General features: G+C 67.7%; 16 protein-coding genes. 3 read left to right on the top strand and 13 right to left on the bottom strand.

From position 1 onward, the window contains the following. Nucleotides 1-38 precede the first annotated feature (38 nt). A complete protein-coding gene (rpmG, locus tag ACNR9O_RS19035; RefSeq protein WP_026635435.1) occupies nucleotides 39-206 on the bottom strand; it encodes a 50S ribosomal protein L33 in 168 nt (55 codons plus the stop codon). A gap of 13 nt (nucleotides 207-219) precedes the next feature. Continuing rightward, nucleotides 220-456 carry a 50S ribosomal protein L28 gene (gene rpmB / locus ACNR9O_RS19030; protein WP_026635436.1) on the bottom strand — a complete coding sequence of 79 codons (237 nt, stop codon included), beginning with the start codon at nucleotides 454-456 and terminating at the stop codon, nucleotides 220-222. Between the two features lie 359 nt (nucleotides 457-815). Here rpmB and secB point away from each other — a divergent pair, with 359 nt between their 5' ends. The 3 genes from secB (at nucleotide 816) to ACNR9O_RS19015 (ending at nucleotide 5,494) form a co-directional block, all read left to right on the top strand. After that, nucleotides 816-1,316 (top strand): protein-export chaperone SecB, encoded by a 501-nt coding sequence (gene secB, locus ACNR9O_RS19025; RefSeq protein ID WP_473685888.1) that lies wholly within the window; start codon nucleotides 816-818, stop codon nucleotides 1,314-1,316. Nucleotides 1,317-1,326: 10 nt separating this feature from the next. Next, the gene (locus tag ACNR9O_RS19020; protein ID WP_473685890.1) at nucleotides 1,327-2,352 is read left to right on the top strand and encodes an NAD(P)H-dependent glycerol-3-phosphate dehydrogenase; all 1,026 of its coding nucleotides are present in this window, start codon (nucleotides 1,327-1,329) and stop codon (nucleotides 2,350-2,352) included. 115 nt (nucleotides 2,353-2,467) lie between these two features. Continuing rightward, complete coding sequence (locus ACNR9O_RS19015) at nucleotides 2,468-5,494, top strand: DEAD/DEAH box helicase (protein WP_473685892.1); 3,027 nt, start codon at nucleotides 2,468-2,470, stop codon at nucleotides 5,492-5,494. A gap of 23 nt (nucleotides 5,495-5,517) precedes the next feature. On the opposite strand, the gene ACNR9O_RS19010 is transcribed toward ACNR9O_RS19015, so the two are convergent. From ACNR9O_RS19010 to kdpF, 11 genes are all read right to left on the bottom strand, one after another. Further along, entirely contained in the window at nucleotides 5,518-5,847 is a 330-nt protein-coding gene (locus ACNR9O_RS19010) for a hypothetical protein (protein WP_473685894.1), read from the bottom strand. Nucleotides 5,848-5,934: 87 nt separating this feature from the next. Further along, a complete protein-coding gene (locus tag ACNR9O_RS19005) occupies nucleotides 5,935-6,312 on the bottom strand; it encodes a nuclear transport factor 2 family protein (protein ID WP_473685896.1) in 378 nt (125 codons plus the stop codon). An 8-nt stretch (nucleotides 6,313-6,320) separates the two neighbouring features. Next, a complete protein-coding gene (locus tag ACNR9O_RS19000) occupies nucleotides 6,321-7,004 on the bottom strand; it encodes an HAD family hydrolase (protein ID WP_473685898.1) in 684 nt (227 codons plus the stop codon). Between the two features lie 107 nt (nucleotides 7,005-7,111). Continuing rightward, nucleotides 7,112-7,807, bottom strand: coding sequence for a response regulator (locus tag ACNR9O_RS18995; RefSeq protein WP_473685900.1), 696 nt, complete (start codon nucleotides 7,805-7,807; stop codon nucleotides 7,112-7,114). Then, entirely contained in the window at nucleotides 7,804-10,467 is a 2,664-nt protein-coding gene (locus ACNR9O_RS18990; protein WP_473685902.1) for an ATP-binding protein, read from the bottom strand. Before ACNR9O_RS18990 ends, ACNR9O_RS18995 begins: the two co-directional genes overlap by 4 nt. A 99-nt stretch (nucleotides 10,468-10,566) precedes the next feature. Then, complete coding sequence (gene kdpC, locus ACNR9O_RS18985) at nucleotides 10,567-11,145, bottom strand: potassium-transporting ATPase subunit KdpC (RefSeq protein ID WP_473685904.1); 579 nt, start codon at nucleotides 11,143-11,145, stop codon at nucleotides 10,567-10,569. A gap of 10 nt (nucleotides 11,146-11,155) precedes the next feature. Then, nucleotides 11,156-12,649, bottom strand: coding sequence for an outer membrane beta-barrel protein (locus ACNR9O_RS18980; RefSeq protein WP_473685905.1), 1,494 nt, complete (start codon nucleotides 12,647-12,649; stop codon nucleotides 11,156-11,158). Nucleotides 12,650-12,720: 71 nt separating this feature from the next. Beyond that, nucleotides 12,721-12,933 carry a hypothetical protein gene (locus ACNR9O_RS18975; protein ID WP_473685907.1) on the bottom strand — a complete coding sequence of 71 codons (213 nt, stop codon included), beginning with the start codon at nucleotides 12,931-12,933 and terminating at the stop codon, nucleotides 12,721-12,723. A gap of 46 nt (nucleotides 12,934-12,979) precedes the next feature. Continuing rightward, a complete protein-coding gene (kdpB, locus tag ACNR9O_RS18970; RefSeq protein WP_473685909.1) occupies nucleotides 12,980-15,067 on the bottom strand; it encodes a potassium-transporting ATPase subunit KdpB in 2,088 nt (695 codons plus the stop codon). Between the two features lie 19 nt (nucleotides 15,068-15,086). Continuing rightward, nucleotides 15,087-16,889, bottom strand: coding sequence for a potassium-transporting ATPase subunit KdpA (gene kdpA / locus ACNR9O_RS18965; protein ID WP_473685911.1), 1,803 nt, complete (start codon nucleotides 16,887-16,889; stop codon nucleotides 15,087-15,089). Then, nucleotides 16,886-16,978 carry a K(+)-transporting ATPase subunit F gene (gene kdpF, locus ACNR9O_RS18960; RefSeq protein ID WP_473685913.1) on the bottom strand — a complete coding sequence of 31 codons (93 nt, stop codon included), beginning with the start codon at nucleotides 16,976-16,978 and terminating at the stop codon, nucleotides 16,886-16,888. The genes kdpA and kdpF overlap by 4 nt, the downstream gene beginning before the upstream one ends. Nucleotides 16,979-17,346 lie beyond the last annotated feature (368 nt).

The raw sequence follows: 17,346 nt of genomic DNA, 5'->3' as shown, positions 1-17,346 counted from the left end.
CGCCACGGAGGGCGGGTTTTTCATGGAAAGCGGATCAATTACTTGATCTTGCCTTCCTTATAGATCACGTGCTTGCGGACAACCGGATCGTACTTCTTGAACTCGAATTTGTCCGGCGTGTTCTTCTTGTTCTTCTGCGTGGTGTAGAAGTGACCGGTGCCGGCCGAGGAGATCAGGCGGATCTTGTCGCTCTTGCTCTTGGACATGGCTTAGGGCTCCTCAGATCTTCTCGCCGCGGGCACGCAGGTCGGCGATCACGGCCTCGATGCCCTTCTTGTCGATGGTGCGCAGCGCCTGGTTGGAGACGCGCAGTTTCACCCAGCGGTTCTCGCTGGCGACCCAGAAGCGGCGCTCGTGCAGGTTCGGCAACCAGCGGCGACGGGTCTTGTTGTTGGCGTGCGAGACGTTGTTGCCGGTCTGCACACCCTTTCCGGTGACTTGGCATACACGGGCCATGATGACCTCCGTAATTGGTGTACCGCCCGTTGGCCAGGGCGACATCGGCCCAGCGGCGCCGATGCGCCACGCGATGCTGGAGGGTGCTGCTTTCGGGGGCTGCCGTGAGGTCCGCATCGCGTCGCGGACGTGCCCGTAAGGCCGGGCCGGCATGGCCGAGCCGTGCATTCTCCCAGGAAACCGCAGGGTTGCGCAAGTTTTGAGCAGCCCGGACGCCGGATCGGGCGGCGACCGACCCCCATCAGGCGCACCCCGCGGCTTCATGGTCCGCCCTCGGTCGTCTCATGGCGGCCTGCGGGGATGTATGGAACAATCGGCCTCTTTGTCCGTTTCCGCATTGAGAGAGTGAGGGTTCAGAGATGGCAGACGTTCAAGCCAACGGGCACGCCGAGCAGGCCGGCCAGCCGCAGCTGGTGCTGCAGAAGATCTATGTGAAGGATGTGTCGTTCGAGGCGCCGCACGCCCCGCACATCTTCCAGCAGATCGCCGAGACCAACGAGCAGCCGCAGGTGCAGTTGAACCTGGGCCAGCAGGCTTCGGAACTCGGCGGCGACCTGTACGAGGTCGTGCTTAGCCTGACCCTGACCTGCACCCTGGGCGATCGCACCGCCTACCTAGCCGAAGTGAAGCAGGCCGGCGTGTTCGGCGTGGCCGGTTTCAGCGAGGCGGACCACGCCGGCATCATCGGCAGCTACTGCCCGAACCTGCTGTTCCCGTACGCCCGCCAGGTGATCTCCTCGCTGGTGATGGAGGGCGGCTTCCCGCCGTTCCTGCTGCAGCCGATCAACTTCGACGCGTTGTACGCCGAGCAGCAGCGCCGCATCGCTGGCGGCGACGAGACTCCGGCACTCAATAGCTGAGCCTCCTGTCATGGCTGAACGTCCGACCCTGGCGGTCCTGGGAGCCGGCTCGTGGGGGACAGCGCTCGCCGCGTTGACCGCTCGCAATGGCGTGCCGACCCGTTTGTGGGGCCGGGACGCGAGGGCGCTGGCGGCGATGGCGGAAACCCGCCAGAACCAGCGCTACCTGCCGGATATCCAGCTGCCGGCGGAACTGCGTTTCGAGCCCGACCTGGCTGCCGCCCTGCGCGGCGCCGGCGTCGTGCTGATCGTGGTGCCCAGCCACGCCTTCGCCGCGATGCTGGACGAGATCGCGCCCCTGCTCGATCCGGGTGCAGGCATCGCCTGGGCGACCAAGGGCTTCGAGCCGGGTACCGGCCGCTTCCTGCACGAACTGGTGGCCGAAAAGCTGCCTGGCCGCGCGGCCGCGGTAGTGACCGGTCCGTCCTTCGCCAAGGAAGTGGCGCTGGGCCTGCCCAGCGCGGTCACCGTGCATTCGGATGACGACGCCTTTGCGCAGCAGCTTGCCTCGATGCTGCACGCGCCCAACTTCCGCGCCTACTCCGGTGGCGACGTGCTGGGCGCCGAGCTCGGCGGTGCGATGAAGAATGTGCTGGCGGTGGCGACCGGCGTCGCCGATGGCATGGACCTGGGGCTCAATGCCCGCGCCGGCCTGATCACCCGCGGCATGAACGAGATGCTGCGCCTGGGCGTGGCGCTCGGCGCCAAGCCGGAGACGCTGATGGGCCTTTCCGGCCTGGGCGATCTGGTGCTCACCTGTACCGGCGATCTGTCGCGCAACCGCCGCCTAGGCCTCGCGCTGGGCCGTGGCATCGCCATCGACGAGGCGGTGCGCCAGATCGGACAGGTGGTGGAAAGCGTGGTTACCGCCGACGAAGTGGCGCGCCTGGCAGCCAAGCACGGCCTGGATCTGCCCATCAGCAACGGCGTGCGCGCCGTGCTGCACGGCGAAGTCACGCCGGTGGAGGGTCTGCGCGCGCTGATGTCGCGCGAACAGAAGCCGGAGTATCCACAAGGCTTGTTCGAACCCGCCTGAGTGCTGCATTTCCTGCTTCCGCGGTCGCCTGAAAAAAATCGGGCGCGGAGGCGCGCATCTCCACACGGGCCTTGCTAAGCTCGGTCTTTTGGTCGCCCCGCCGGACCGCACGCGCATGCAGCAAACCGACGAGAAAGGCCTCGCCGAGGACACCCCGCAGCGTCGCGAGGAGAGCGCGCAATCGCTGCCGCCCGTGTGGCGCCGCCTGCTGGAAGACGGCGGCGCGGCCGCCGCGCCGGAGCGCGGCGTGCTCGGCTTCTTCCTCGATCCGATTCCGGAAGAGGGCGCTACCTACGTGCGCCTGGACGTGGCTCCGGTCTTGCTCGCCGTGGCCGACCAGGGTCGTTTCGCGCGTCCAGCTCCGCTGGACAGCCGTCATCTCGCCCAATTGCCGCTGGAGCCGCACGAGCAGCGTCTCGCCGCCACCGTGCTGGGCCTGCCGCAGACGGTCCGCAAGAGCCGCAGCTACGCACGGCTTGCCGGCCATGTCGGCGACACGCTGCTGGCCGAAATCCTCGACACCGCGCCGTGCTTCCTGGGCGGCCTGGCCGGGCTGCGCCTGTCGCGCGGCAAGGCGCACCTGCTCAACTGGCACTGGCACCTGGAGAAGGACGGCAGTCAGCGCCTGTTCCCCTCGCTGCCGGCGAACCTGCGCCTGGTGCGCATCGATGGCCTCTGGTACTTCGATCCCGAGCGCGCCGAGCTGGGTCATCTGGAGGCGCAGGCGGAGGAAACCCAGTGGCTGGATCTGCCGCCGCTGAAGCACGAATACAGCCGCGTGCTGCGCGACGTACTGCCGCATACCCGCCTGGCCCAGCGCGTGCCGTCGCCGCAAGTATTCGACGAACTGCGCCGCGCGGAACTGGCGCCGCGTCCGGTGCTGATCCTGCACGCGCTCACCCGCCACGCGCGCCTGGCCGCCGGCACGCCGCCGCTGGCCTATGCGCAGCTGGCCTTCGATTACGCCGGCGAGCGCCTTCCCGGCCGCGGCGGCGAACCGTTGGTGCGGCGCGTGCGGCACGGTGTCCTGGTGGAGATCGCGCGCCGCCGCGCGGAAGAACTCACCGCGATGGAGCAGCTCGAGCGCGCCGGCCTCACCCCGGGCGTGGATACCGAAGGTTTGCCGTGGGATCTGGCCGACACGCTGCCGGAAGACGCCTGGCTGTTCCCCGGCAAGGGCTATGCCGGAGCGCTGGAGGTGAACACGCCTGCGCGCTGGCTGGCGCTGCGTCCGAAGCTGGAGGCCGAGGGTTTTTTGCTCGAGTACGCTCCCAGCTTCCCGTTCGAAGTGCTCGAGGGCCCGGTGCAGTGGTACGGCAACGCCGTGGAAGACGCCGACGACCACGCGTTCGATCTGGAGATCGGCATCGAGGTCGAGGGTAAGCGCCACAACCTGCTGCCCGCCGTGGCGCAGGCGCTGGCCGAGCACCAGCTCAACCTGAGCCCCGCGCCCAACGAGCCGGAAGATGCCGTGTGGTACGCGCCGGTCGACGAGCGCCGCCGCGTGCCGGTGCGCCTGAAGGAGCTGCGCGGCCTGCTCGCGCCCCTGGCCGAATACCTGGAGAAGCCGCGCAAGAAGCTGCACCTGCCGCGCGTGCAGGCCGGCCGTCTCGAAGAAATCGTCGATGCGTTGCCCACCGGCGCCGCCCTCGAAGCGCCCGATCAGCTGCGCGGCTTCACCGCGCGCCTGCGCGATGCGGCCGAACGCGCCAGCGATGCGATCCCGGAAGGGCTCACGGTGGAGCTGCGCCCGTATCAGCGCGAGGGCCTGCGCTGGTTGAACGCGCTGGCCGAGGCCGGCGTCGGCGGCGTGCTCGCCGACGACATGGGCCTGGGCAAGACCCTGCAGCTGATCACGCATCTGCTGGCGCTGAAGGAGCGCGGCGCGCTCACGCTGCCGGCGCTGATCGTGGTGCCCACCAGCCTGATACCGAACTGGCAGGCTGAGATCGCGCGCTTCGCGCCCGCGCTCAAGGTGCTGGCCTTGCACGGGCCGCAGCGTGGCGGCGACTTCTCCCAGCTGGGCGGGCAGGACATCGTGCTGACCAGCTACGCGCTGCTGCCGCGCGATGTGGTCACGCTGCGCAAGCAGCCGTTCGCGCTGATCGTGCTGGACGAGGCGCAGCAAGTGAAGAACCCGCGCACGCAGGCGCGCCGCGCGGTGCTGAGCCTGCGCGCCCCGCGCTGCATCTGCCTCACCGGCACGCCGCTGGAGAATCACCTGGGCGAGCTGTGGTCGCAGGTCGACCTGGCCGTGCCCGGCCTGCTCGGCGACGAGGGCGCATTCCGCCGTCACTATCGCGTGCCGATCGAGAAGCAGCGCGACACCGATTGCCAGGACCGTCTCAACCGTCGCCTCGCGCCTTTCATCCTGCGCCGAACCAAGGCTCAGGTCGCGTCGGAGCTGCCGCCGAAGACCGAGATCACCCGCCGCGTGGTGCTTGAAGGCCGCCAGCGCGAGCTGTACGAAAGCCTGCGCCTGTCGCTCGCCGAGGAATTGCGCGAGGTGATCGCGCAGCGCGGCATCCAGCACAGCGGCATCGTCGTGCTCGACGCGCTGCTCAAGCTGCGCCAGGTCTGCTGCGATCCGCGGCTGGTGAAGCTGGAAGCGGCGCGCGGCGTGCGCGATTCCGCGAAGTTCGACCTGCTCATGGACATGCTTCCGGCGCTGCTGGCCGAAGGACGCAAGGTACTGCTGTTCTCGCAGTTCACCGAGATGCTCAAGCTGATCGCGCACGAACTGGACCGCCGCCGCATCTCCTACGTCACCCTCACCGGCGAGACGCGCGATCGCGCCGAGCCCGTGCGGCAATTCCAGGAAGGCGACGTGCCGCTGTTCCTGCTGTCGCTGAAGGCCGGTGGCGTGGGTCTCAACCTCACCGCCGCCGACACCGTGATCCATTACGACCCGTGGTGGAATCCTGCTGCCGAAGCGCAGGCCAGCGATCGCGCGCACCGCATCGGCCAGGACAAGCCGGTGTTCGTGTTCCGCCTGATTACTGCTGGCACGGTCGAAGAGCGCATCGAAGAGCTGAAGGCGCGCAAGGCCGAATTGGCCGAAGCCGTACTCGAAGGCGGCGGTACGCGCGAGAAACTGAGCTTCGATCAGGAAGATCTCGACGCGCTGCTCGCGCCGGGCTGAGCGTCAGCGCCTGCGGTCGCGCGTCAATGCGGTCGCACGCGCAGCAATGAATCCACCGCCTGCTGCCATTCCGGCGAGCCCGGCTGGGTCTGCGGTGCTTCCTGGCCCAGCTTGCGCTGCACGGCATCGTTCCATTCGGCGGAGCCGAAATCGGGACCATGCTTCTGCTCGTCGCTGATCCCCAGTCGCTGGTCTACCCATTGATACCACTCGTGCGAGCCGAGCGCGGCGTTGTTCGGCGCTGCAGCGGCGGCAGATGCCCGGGGTTCGGGCTTTTTCTCCGGTTGTGGCGCCTGTGGCGACGAGCAGGCGGCCACGAGCACGGCCAGAGGCAGGAAAGCGAGTCGACGCATGACAAGTACCCCGAGGAATTCCAAGGGGTTGAGCCTAAACCCGCAAGCTGGCGTGGCGGTGAATCGTCCCTGACACGCCAGGGACGCTCAGGCGCCGTCGAGCGCCACGGTGCCCTGGTGATAGAGGATTTTCCAGTCATCGCCGTCGCGTCGCCAGATCGTTGCTCTGCGCGTGATCCGTTCCGCCTGGCGGAGCGTATAGGTGACCAGGTAGGCCTGCCCGTCGATCGGCATGCAATGAAAGTCTTCGACTTCCAGCGGTTCGTCGAGCCAGCCATCGCGATGGCGCTCTTCCAGCATGGCGAGCACGTACTCGCGACTGTAACGCCGACCGGACGCACCGACTTCATGGAAGCCTGCAGCCGTCATGCGCTCGAAGTCGGCGCGCGCATGCCCGAACGCCTCGCGGTGAAAGATCGGCTCCCGCTGGCGCAGCGCTTCGCGCACTTCGTCCAGCTCAGTCATGGCAGAGCTCAGGGCCGCGCGGCCACTTCATCGATATGCCTGAGCAGGTCGGCTGGATCGTCGTACACGCGGAACGCGCCCGAACGCGACAGCTCGTCCTCGCCATAACCTCCGGAGAGCAGCCCGACGCCCAGCGCGCGGGCGCGTTGGGCAGCGAGCATGTCCCAGATGCTGTCGCCGATCACCAGCGACTGCTGGATATCCACGCCCAGCTTCTCGGCGGCCGCGAGGAACAGGTCGGGATCGGGCTTGGCATGCTTCACCTGGTCGCGCGTAATCACCGGCACTTTGGACGGATCGACGCCGAGCGCCTCGATGTTGTGGGCGGCAGTGGCCATGCGCCCACTGGTCGCGATCGCCCAGGGATAACCCTGCTCGGTGAGATAGGCCAGCAGTTCGCGCGCACCGGGCAGCGGCCGCACCAGGCCCTGGGTGTGCTGCCGGTTGAACGCTTCGACGTGGCGCTGATGCAACCGCGCCAGGCGCTCCTCGGTGATCTCCAGCCCCGTCTCGCGCAACAGGATGTTGGTGAACAACGCGCCGCTCATGCCGATCTTGCGGTGGATGCGCCATACGGAGAGCTCCACGCCCTCCGCATCCAGTGCTTCCTTCCACGCCAGGACATGCTGATAGACGCTATCGACCAGGGTGCCGTCGAGATCGAACAGAAAGGCGGTGCTGCTGCGGGACATGGGGAGTCTCCGGGGCGAGAGGGATCAAGTGTCGCCGATCCGCCAGGACGATGCTAAGCACCGTCGGCCCCGCATACGGGGGACATCGTGGCAACCGCCGATCGGCCTCAATCGGCCAAGAACCGATACCCCACACCCGCCTCCGTCTTCAGCCACCGCGGCGTGGCCGGATCGTCGCCCAGCTTCTGCCGCAGCTTGCCGAGCACGATGCGCAGGTAATGCGTGTCGTGCACGTGGGTGGGGCCCCAGATGTCGCGCAGCAGCTGCTGTTGCGTCACCACGCGGCCAGCATGGCGCAGCAGCATGGCGAGCACCGCGTACTCCTTGCGGGTGAGCGCGAGCGGCTGGCCATCCAGGTGGACTTCGCGGCGGGCGATGTCGATGACGAGGCGTCCGTCGTCGTAGCGCTGCGCCGGCGGTTCGGGGTCGCCGGCGCGGTTGCGCAGCAGCGCACGCAGGCGCGCCATCAGTTCCTGGATGCCGAACGGCTTGGTCACGTAATCGTTGGCGCCGGCGTCGAGCGCGCGCACTTTCTCGCTCTCGGCGTCACGCACGGACAGCATCAGCACGGGTACCTGCGACCACTGCCGCAGCTCGGCCAGCACCTCGTGACCTTCACGATCGGGCAGGCCGATGTCGAGGATCACCAGATCGGGCGAGCGCGTGGCCGCCTTGGCCAGACCTTCCTCGGCGTTCGCCGCCAGCACGACGTCGTAGCCCTCGGCGCGCAAGCCGATATCGAGGAATTTGCGGATCTGCGCCTCGTCGTCGATTACGAGGACACAGGGAGCGGCGGCGGTCATGAGGCTTCGGGCGGCGCGGGCAAGGGCAGGGTGATGCGAATGGTGGTGCCCTTGCCGTCGCCGGGCAAGGCTTCCACCGAGCCGCCGTGGGCGCCGATCATGCCGCGGCAGATGGCCAGGCCCAGGCCGGTGCCCTGCGGAGCGCGGTCGCCGCGCGACACCGAATAGAACATGTCGAAGATGCGCGCGCGTTCGTCCTCGGGAATGCCGGGGCCGCGATCGCTCACATCGACGATGAGCTTGTCCGCATCCGCGCGGACCATTACGCGGACGGCCTCATCGGGCGGCGAGAAGCGCGCGGCGTTCTCCAGAATATTGAACAACGCCTGCTCGATCAGCGCCGGATGCACGTACAGCAGCAGCGTGCCCGGCGGCAGCACGGTATCCACCTTCAGCTCGGGGAACAGCTTGTGCAGCCGCGTCACGGCCGCGGCGACGATCTCGGCGACGTCGGTCCAGTCGCGGTTGAGCTTGAGCGTGCCGTGGCCCAGCCGCGTCATGTCCAGCAGGTTCTGGATATAGCGGTCCAGGCGCTGGCCTTCGCCGAGGATGGCCTCGAGCAGCTCCTTGCGCTCGCCCGCCGGCAATTGATCGCCATAGGCGGACAACGTACCGGCCGAGCCGATCATCGAGGCGAGCGGCGAGCGCAGGTCGTGCGAGACGGAGGAAAGCAGCGCGTTGCGCAGGCGCTCGGTCTCGCCCTGGACGCGCGCGCCTTCCAGTTCGTCGGCAAGGCGTGCGCGCTCCAGTGCCTGGCCGATGTCCTGCACCATCGCCAGGGCCAGGCTGCGCTGGTCGGGCGAGAGATCTTTCTGTTCCGGTGCGAAGCGCATCGCGGCGACACCCAGGTGGCGGTTCTCGCCACCCAGCGGCAATACCCAGCAGGGCGCGGCGTTGAGCGTGTCGGTATAGCGGCCCGCAGGTTCGGCGTGGGCCTCGCTCCAATCGGCGGCGCCCAGATCCTGCGCAGTGAGGTGGAAATCGCGCGGCGACACCGCGGCCACCTGCAGCACGCGGCCGGGATCGCGCATCAGGATCGCGGCGTCGCAGCGCAGCGCCTGTGCCAGCGCGGCGGCGCCCGCGTCGCGCACGGCGGAGGCATCCGTGCTGGCGGTCAGTCGCTGGCCCAGCCGCAGCAGGGCGCGCATATGCGCATGCGCGGCGCGCATCGACTGCACCTGGCTGGACAGCCGCGTTGCCAGCCGGCTGCACACCAGCGCCGCGACGAAGAACAGGCAGACCGCCAGCACATCGTCGAAGTTGGCGATCATCAAGGTGTAGCGCGGCGGCGCGAAAAAGAAGTTGTAGCCGAGGAAGCACAGCGTGGCCGTGTACACCGCCACCGCCATGCGCGTGCGCACCGCGACGATCAGCACGGCAGTGAGGAAGATCAGCGCGAGGTTGGCCACCGACAGGTAGCGGTCGGCGAGGAAGGCCAGGCCGAACGCGGCCAGGGCGGCGAGGGTGGCATAGACATATTCGTCGCGCTTGCCGCGGCCGCCAGGCATGCGCAGCCGCAGCCGCGACTGCGCGCGCTCGGCCGGCGTGGCGATGATGGTCAGCTCCAGGTGCGCGCCACGGCGCAGCAGTTGCTGGGTCAGCGACAGCCCGAGCATGCGCGCGAGCGGCCGTTCTCGCGTCCGGCCGAGCAGGATCTGGCCGACGCCCTCGCGGTCGGCATGCGCCAGCAGCTCTTCGGCGACGGCGTGGCCACGCAGTATCACGGTGTCGCCGCCCAGCCGGCGGGCCAGTCGCATGGCGGCGTCGAGCTGTTCGCGCCGCTTGCCGTCCAGGTCCGCGCCAGTGTCCACGAAGGCCACGCTCCACGGCGCGCCACGCCGTTCGGCAATGCGGCGCGCCACGCGTACCAGGTACTCGCTCTGGCCGTGGCCGTCGATCGCCGCGAGCACGCGCCGGCGCACCGGCATGGCGCCGCCGCGCGCGAGCATGTGGCCACGCAAGTCGCTGTCGACATGGCCGGCCACGGTATCCACCGCCAGCTCGCGCAGGGCGGCGAGGTTGCTCGGGGAGAAGAAGGCATCCAGCGCGGCGGCCGCGGTTTCCGGCACGTAGACCTTGCCTTGCTTGAGGCGCTGGATCAGCTCGCGCGGCGGCAGGTCGACCAGCACGATGTCGCGCGCGCGATCGAGAAAGGCATCCGGCACGGTCTCGCGCACGGTGACGTTGGTGATGCGCCGTACCTGGTCATTGAGGCTCTCCAGGTGCTGCACGTTGAGCGCGGTGTATACCTCGATGCCTGCATCGAGCAGTTCGGCGATGTCCTGCCAGCGTCGCTCGTGGCGTCCGCCCGGGAGATTGCGGTGGGCCAGTTCGTCGACCAGGATCACCGCCGGCTTGCGCGCGAGCGCGGCATCCAGGTCGAATTCGGTGAAATCGCGGCCGCGATATTCGACCCGGCGGCGCGGCAGCACCTCCAGTCCTTCGATCAGCGATTCGGTTTCGGCGCGGCCATGGGTCTCCACCAGGCCGATCACCACGTCCACGCCCTGGCGCTTGAGTTCGCGCGCGGCCGACAGCATGGCGAAGGTCTTGCCCACGCCGGGTGCGGCGCCCAGGAAGATCTTCAGGCGGCTGCCGCGCTCCTCCTGCACGCTGTCGAGCAGGGCATCGGCGCGCAGTTCCCTGGAAAGGTCGGACATGGAGGCGGATCGTCCTGGAGGCGTGGTGCGTAATGTAGCGCGCCGCATCGCCGCAGGTCGGGATGGGCTGTTGGCTCTTCCCGACTTGCGTGCACGGTGTCACCGCTTGTCGAGCGCATCCAGCGCCAGATTCAACTGCAGCACGTTCACGCGCGGCTCGCCCAGCAGGCCGAACTGACGGCCGCTGGTGAACTGCGCCACCAGTGACTGCAGTTTCGCCGGATCCAGTCCGCGCGCCTTCGCCACGCGCACCAGCTGGTACTGCGCGGCGGCGGGGCTGATCTCCGGATCGAGGCCGCTGCCCGAGGCGGTGACCAGATCCACCGGCACAGTTGCGGTGTTGCCCGGATCGGCGGCGCGCAGCGCATCGATGCGTTGCTTGACGGCATCGGTGAGCGCCAGGTTGGTCGGACCCTGGTTGGAACCGGTCGACGAGGCGCCGTTGTTGGCCATCGGCGACGTCGCCGACGGGCGTCCCCAGAAGTACTTCGGCTCGGTGAAGGACTGGCCGATCAGGCTGGATCCGACCGCCTTGCCGTCCTTCGTCACCAGGCTGCCGTTGGCCTGTGCCGGAAACAGCACTTGGGCCAGCCCGGTGGCGAGAAGCGGATAGGCCGCGCCGGTAATGAGGGTCATCAGCAGCAGCATGACCAGGGAGTTGCGAATCAGCTTGCCCATGGCGGAAACCTCAGTAGTGCAAGATCGCGTCGACCAGCGCGGTCGTCTGATGATTCTTGTGGCCGCCGTCATAGGCGGGGAAATCGTAGGCGTGCTCGTAGCGGATCTCGGGGCGGATCTCCAGGTCCTGCGAAACCCAGTGCGTCAGGCCCACGGTGTGGCTGGAGTAGCGCGTGGCGAAACCGGTGCGCTGGCCCTGCAGATCGCGATAGAACTCGTTGCGCACCGAGAGCATGTTGCTCGGATTCAACTCGAAATTCAGGTAGTTCACGATGCCGAAGGCCGAGCTGCGTCCCAGCGGAAAATCGGGCGCCTCACCCAGCGGATAACCCGGCTTGCCGATCGGCGCGTGGGACTGCGACGGGTCGGTCGCCAGCGCCTGGTCGCGCACATAGATGCGGTACGTCTCGGTGAGCATGTGCACCTGCGGCGTGAAGCGGTGGCCCCAGGTGAGCACGAACTCCTGCAGGTTGTTGTAGGTCTGCCTGGCGTGGTTGTAGGACTCCACGCAGGGATAGAGCATGTCGTCGTTGGATTTGGACACCCAGCGCACGCACGCCTGCGCGGAGAGCTTGCTGGTGCGGTCCCAGATAGCCGAGTCGTCGCCACCATGCACGCCCAGCTGCAGCGTCCACTGGTCGTTGAGCTTGGTGGTCGTGATCACGCCCATGTTGGTGTAGGCATCGACCGTGTAGAGGATCGAGTGCGTGAGCAGGTAATTGTTGGGCGAGAACTGCGCCTCGATGTCGGGCAGCGAAAGGTAGCGGCCGGCGGTGATCACCATGCCCTGCGCCACCCACGGGATGTACAGGTCGACGTAGGCGATCATCGGGTCGTTGCCGTAGATCTTGCCGTTGAGCGCGCTGTTCGGGCGCGGGTGGTGCAGCAGCTGATCGCTGGTGATGCCCTTCATGGTCGTGTAGTGGTAGTCGTACCCATACAGATCGTCGAAGTGGAAACCCCAGTCGATGTGATCGGTCTGCACCGTGTCGGGCACGCGCTGGATGCGGAACAGGAACTGGTCGAACTCCACGCGGTTGGGACGCGTCGCGTACGACAGCGGATAGTTGGTCTGGCTCGACGAACTGATGTTCATCGACGGATTGATCCAGCCGTATACCTCGATGCGATGGTCCTGCATCCAATGGCCGAGGCGCGTGCAGGACAGGGCCTTCTCCAGCGGATACTGCGAATTCTCGTTGGGTACGCCGATCGGATACTCCACGCCGCCGAGCTGCCATTCGGCAGAAGGGAACGGTGGCGACGAGAACGGCGAATCCATGCCGCGGCGCTTGGGCGCCGGCGCGTTCGGATCGGCGGGTTGCGCGTCCTCGCGATAGGCCGCGGCCAGGCGCGAGAAGAAGCCGACGGAGCAGTCGCCGCTAGCGGCGACGGGAGCGGCGGGAGCCGGGCCCAGGTCCGAGGCGGCCTGGTGGGCCATGGCTTCGCCGGCTGGCGCCAGCGCGAGCAGAACCGCGAACGCGAGTGCCTTGTTGTGTTGCATAAAGTCCTGTGAGAACCGGTCCCGAGGGACCGCCTTGTCTTGGTTGAAAAAGATGTCGCCGCGGCTGCTCTTCAGATACCGGCGTAGCCGCCCAGCACGTAGTCGTCGCTCTCGTCGCACGGCCCCGTCGCCTCGTGCACCGGCCGGCGGACCCTCATCGCGCGACCTGGCGGTAGCGGCAGCGCGATGACCACGTCGCAGGCTGCCTCGCTGGCCGTCAGGCGCAGCTCCATATCGGGATGGGTGTCGTCGGGCAGTGAAACGGAGAGCTTCAGGGTTTGCATGAGACGGAACCTCCATGGGGTCCGATGAGTGTCTGTCGGCGGGAGCTCAGGCCAGGCCCAGCACGACCAGCAGCAGGTCGATCAGCTTGATGCCGGCGAACGGTACCGCGATGCCGCCCAGCCCGTAGACCAGCAGGTTGCGGCGCAGCAGTGCGCCTGCGCCCAGCGCGCGGTACCTCACGCCTTTGAGCGCCAGCGGGATGAGGAACACGATGATCAGCGCGTTGAAGATCACCGCCGAGAGGATTGCGCTCTGCGGCGTGGCCAGGCGCATCACGTTCAGCGCATTGAGCGCCGGATAGGTGGTGGCGAATGCCGCCGGGATGATCGCGAAGTACTTGGCGATGTCGTTGGCGATGGAGAACGTGGTCAGGGCACCGCGCGTGATCAGCATCTGCTTGCCGATCTCGACCACCTCGATCAGCTTGGTCGGGTTGGAGTCCAGGTCCACCATGTTGCCGGCTTCCTTGGCGGCCTGGGTGCCGGTGTTCATCGCCACCGCCACGTCGGCCTGGGCGAGCGCCGGCGCATCGTTGGTGCCGTCGCCGCACATGGCCACCAGCCGGTTCTCGCCCTGGATCTTGCGGATCAGCTTGAGCTTCGCTTCCGGGGTGGCTTCGGCGAGGAAGTCGTCCACGCCGGCCTCGGCCGCGATGGCGGCGGCGGTGAGCGGGTTGTCGCCGGTGATCATGATGGTCTTGATGCCCATCCGGCGCATTTCGGCGAAGCGCTCGCGGATGCCGCCCTTGACGATGTCCTTCAGCTCGATCACGCCGAGCGCGGTGGCGCCTTCGACCACGATCAACGGCGTGGCGCCACGGCGCGCGACGTCCTCGGCCATGCGCTTGACCAGCGGCGGCAGGTGGCTGCCGGCCGCGTCGAGGTAGCGCTCCACCGCATCGAGCGCGCCCTTGCGGATGCGGCGCTCACCGATGTCCACGCCGCTCATGCGGGTCTGCGCGGTGAACGGCACGAATACCGCGTGCGCCTCTTCCAGCTGGCGCTCGCGCAGGCCGAAGCGTTCCTTGGCCAGCACCACCACGCTGCGGCCTTCCGGGGTTTCGTCGGCCAGCGAAGCCAGTTGCGCGGCGTCGGCGAGGATCGCCTCCTCGATGCCCGGCGCCGGCATGAAGGCGACCGCCTGGCGGTTGCCGAGCGTGATGGTGCCGGTCTTGTCCAGCAGCAGCACATCCACGTCGCCGGCCGCTTCGACCGCGCGGCCGGAGGTGGCGATCACGTTGGCGCGGATCATGCGGTCCATGCCGGCAATGCCGATGGCCGAAAGCAGGGCGCCGATGGTGGTCGGGATCAGGCATACCAGCAGGGCGATCAGCACGGTCAGCGTGATCGGGTTGCCGTGGCCCGAGGCCTGCACGCTGTAGATCGAGTACGGCAGCAGCGTCGCGCAGGCGAGCAGGAAGATCAGCGTGAACTTGGCCAGCATGATGGTCAGCGCGATCTCGTTTGGCGTCTTGCGCCGCGCGGCGCCTTCGACCATCGCGATCATGCGGTCCAGAAAGCTTTCGCCCGGATTGGCGGTGATGCGTACCACCAGCCAGTCCGACAGCACGCGGGTGCCGCCGGTGACGGCGCTGCGGTCGCCGCCGGACTCGCGGATCACCGGCGCGGATTCGCCGGTGATCGCGCTCTCGTCCACGCTGGCCGCGCCGATGACCACCTCGCCATCGCCAGGCAGCTGCTCGCCGGCCTCGACCAGTACGTGGTCACCGGTGCGCAGGTCGCTGGACGGCACGAAGGTGATCGCGGCATCGCGCTGCGGGCCGGCCAGTTTCTTGGCCACCACGTCCTTGCGCGTGCCGCGCAGCGCGGCGGCCTGCGCCTTGCCGCGGCCTTCGGCCACCGCTTCGGCGAAATTGGCGAACAGCAGGGTGAACCACAACCACACCGTCACCCAGAAGATGAAGGCGGTCGGCGCCTCGCCGTGGCCGGTCAGCGCCTGCGCCCACAGCAAGGTGGTCAGAACGCTGCACACGAACACCACGAACATCACCGGGTTGCGGAACTGCTGGCGCGGCGACAGCTTGCGGAACGAATCGGCGATGGCCTTGAGGATCAGCTCGCGGTCGAACGTGCGGACCGCATGGGCGTGTCCCGAATGAGCATGGGAAGTCATGAAACGTTATCCCTTCGAATCAGTGAGCCGACATCAGGAACTCGGCGATCGGGCCGAGCGCCAGCGCAGGCAGGAAGGTCAGCGCGCCCACCACGATCACGATGCAAGCCAGCAACGTCACGAACAGCGGCGTATGCGTGGGCAAGGTGCCGGCCGAGGGCGGCACGTGGCGCTTGGCGGCCAGCGAGCCGGCCATCGCCAGCATCGCGATGGCCAGCAGGAAGCGGGCGAAGAACATGCACACGCCCAGCAGCACGTTCCAGAACGGGGTGTTCGCGGACAGGCCGCCGAACGCGCTGCCGTTGTTGTTGGCGGCGGAGGTCACCGCATAAAGCAACTCGCTGAAGCCATGCGCACCCGGATTTGCTACGCCCGCCACGCCGGCCGGCGCCATCGCGGCGACCGCAGTGCCCACCACCACCAGCGCGCAGGGAATGAGCACGGCCAGGCTTGCCATCTTCATCTCGTGCGCTTCGATCTTCTTGCCGAGGTACTCGGGCGTGCGCCCCACCATCAGGCCGGCGATGAACACCGCCACCACGGCGAAGGCGAGCATGCCGTACAGGCCCGAGCCCACGCCGCCGAAGATCACTTCGCCCAGCTGCATCAGCCACATCGGCACCAGGCCGCCCAGCGGCGTGAGCGAATCGTGCATGTTGTTCACCGCGCCGCAGGAGGCGGCCGTGGTGATGGCCGTGAACAGGCCGCTGGCGGCGATGCCGAAACGGGTTTCCTTGCCTTCCATGTTGCCGCCGGACTGCAGCGCGCTGGCCTGCTGGTCCACCGCCAGGCCATGCAGCGCCGGATTGCCTGCCTGCTCGGCGGCGACCGCGCCGATCGCCAGCGGCACGAAGATCAGCAGCATCGTGGCGAGGATCGCCCAACCCTGGCGCCGGTCGCCGACCAGCACGCCGAAGGTGTAGCAGAGCGCGCCGGGGATGATGAAGATCGCCAGCATCTCGAGGAAGTTGGCGAACGGGGTCGGGTTCTCGTACGGATGCGCCGAGTTGGCGTTGAAGAAACCGCCGCCGTTGGTGCCCAGCTGCTTGATCGCGATCTGCGAAGCGGCCGGACCCATCGGCAGGGTCTGCGTGGCCACCGGCGACTCCTTGGTCACCGCGTCGCCCTTGGCATCCTTGAGCGGATTGCCGTCGGCATCCTTGAGCTGCTCGACCTGCGTGATGTGCTGGGTGAGCGGCACCTCGACATAGGGCTTGAGGTTCTGCACCACGCCCTGCGAGACCAGCAGCAGGCTGAGGATCAGCGAGAACGGCATGAGGACATAGAGCGTGCTGCGCGTCATGTCGACCCAGAAGTTGCCGATCGACAACGAGCTGCGCCGCGAAAAGCCGCGCACCACTGCGACCAGCACCGCAATGCCGGTGGCCGCCGACAGGAAGTTCTGCACCGCCAGGCCCAGCATCTGGGTCAGATAGCTCATGGTGCTTTCGCCGCCATAGCCCTGCCAGTTGGTATTGGTGGCGAAGCTGATGGCGGTATTGATCGCCGAATCCGGCGTCACCGCACCGAAGTGCTGGGGATTGAGCGGCAGCCACTGCTGCACGCGCTGCAGCAGGTAGACGGCCAGCAGCCCGGCCATGTTGAACAGCAGCATCGCCAGCGCGTAACGGCGCCAGCCCATGTCCTCGTCGGCGCGAATGCCGGACAGGCGATACAGCAGGCGCTCCACGGGAGCGCCGAAACGCGTGACGCGGTTGGGCGTCTCGCCGAACACCAGCGCCATGTAGCTGCCCACCGGCTTGACCAGCAGCAGGAGCACGACGAGGAAAACGGCGATCTGGAGGAGATCGTTGGTGGTCATTCGAACCACTCCGGTTTGAGCAGGGCCACGCACAGGTAGCCCAGCAGGGCCACTGCGATCGCAGCAGCCGCGGCGTAGAGGAAGGTCATGAGGAGGGTCCCGCGTAAGCGCGATCGGGAGAGGCCGCCGCCGGGGCGGCGGCGGTCAGGGGCGCCGGCCCAGGCGGTCGCAGATCAGCAGGAAGCCGATCGAGGCCGCGAAGAGCACAAAGGCGAACAGCAGATAGAGGGCATCCATGGCGTGCGAAGTACCGTCAGTGCAACGGTGTGCATTGTCGGAATGCAGGCATAAGAAAGGGGTAGCGAATCCCCGGGCCGGCGTATAGAACGCGTAAATTTTTACCCGGAACCAGCGCAGGGACGGGGCCGGTCAGGCGGTGACTATTCAGTAAGAATATTGAACCTTTCATGCGATCCTTGAGTCCGACGACCGTCCCCGCGGTCACGGCCCAGGGCGG

Source organism: Dyella sp. CR10, from assembly GCF_055814425.1.
Note: the sequence above shows the minus strand (reverse complement) of the source record. Positions and strands in the feature narration are given on the sequence as shown.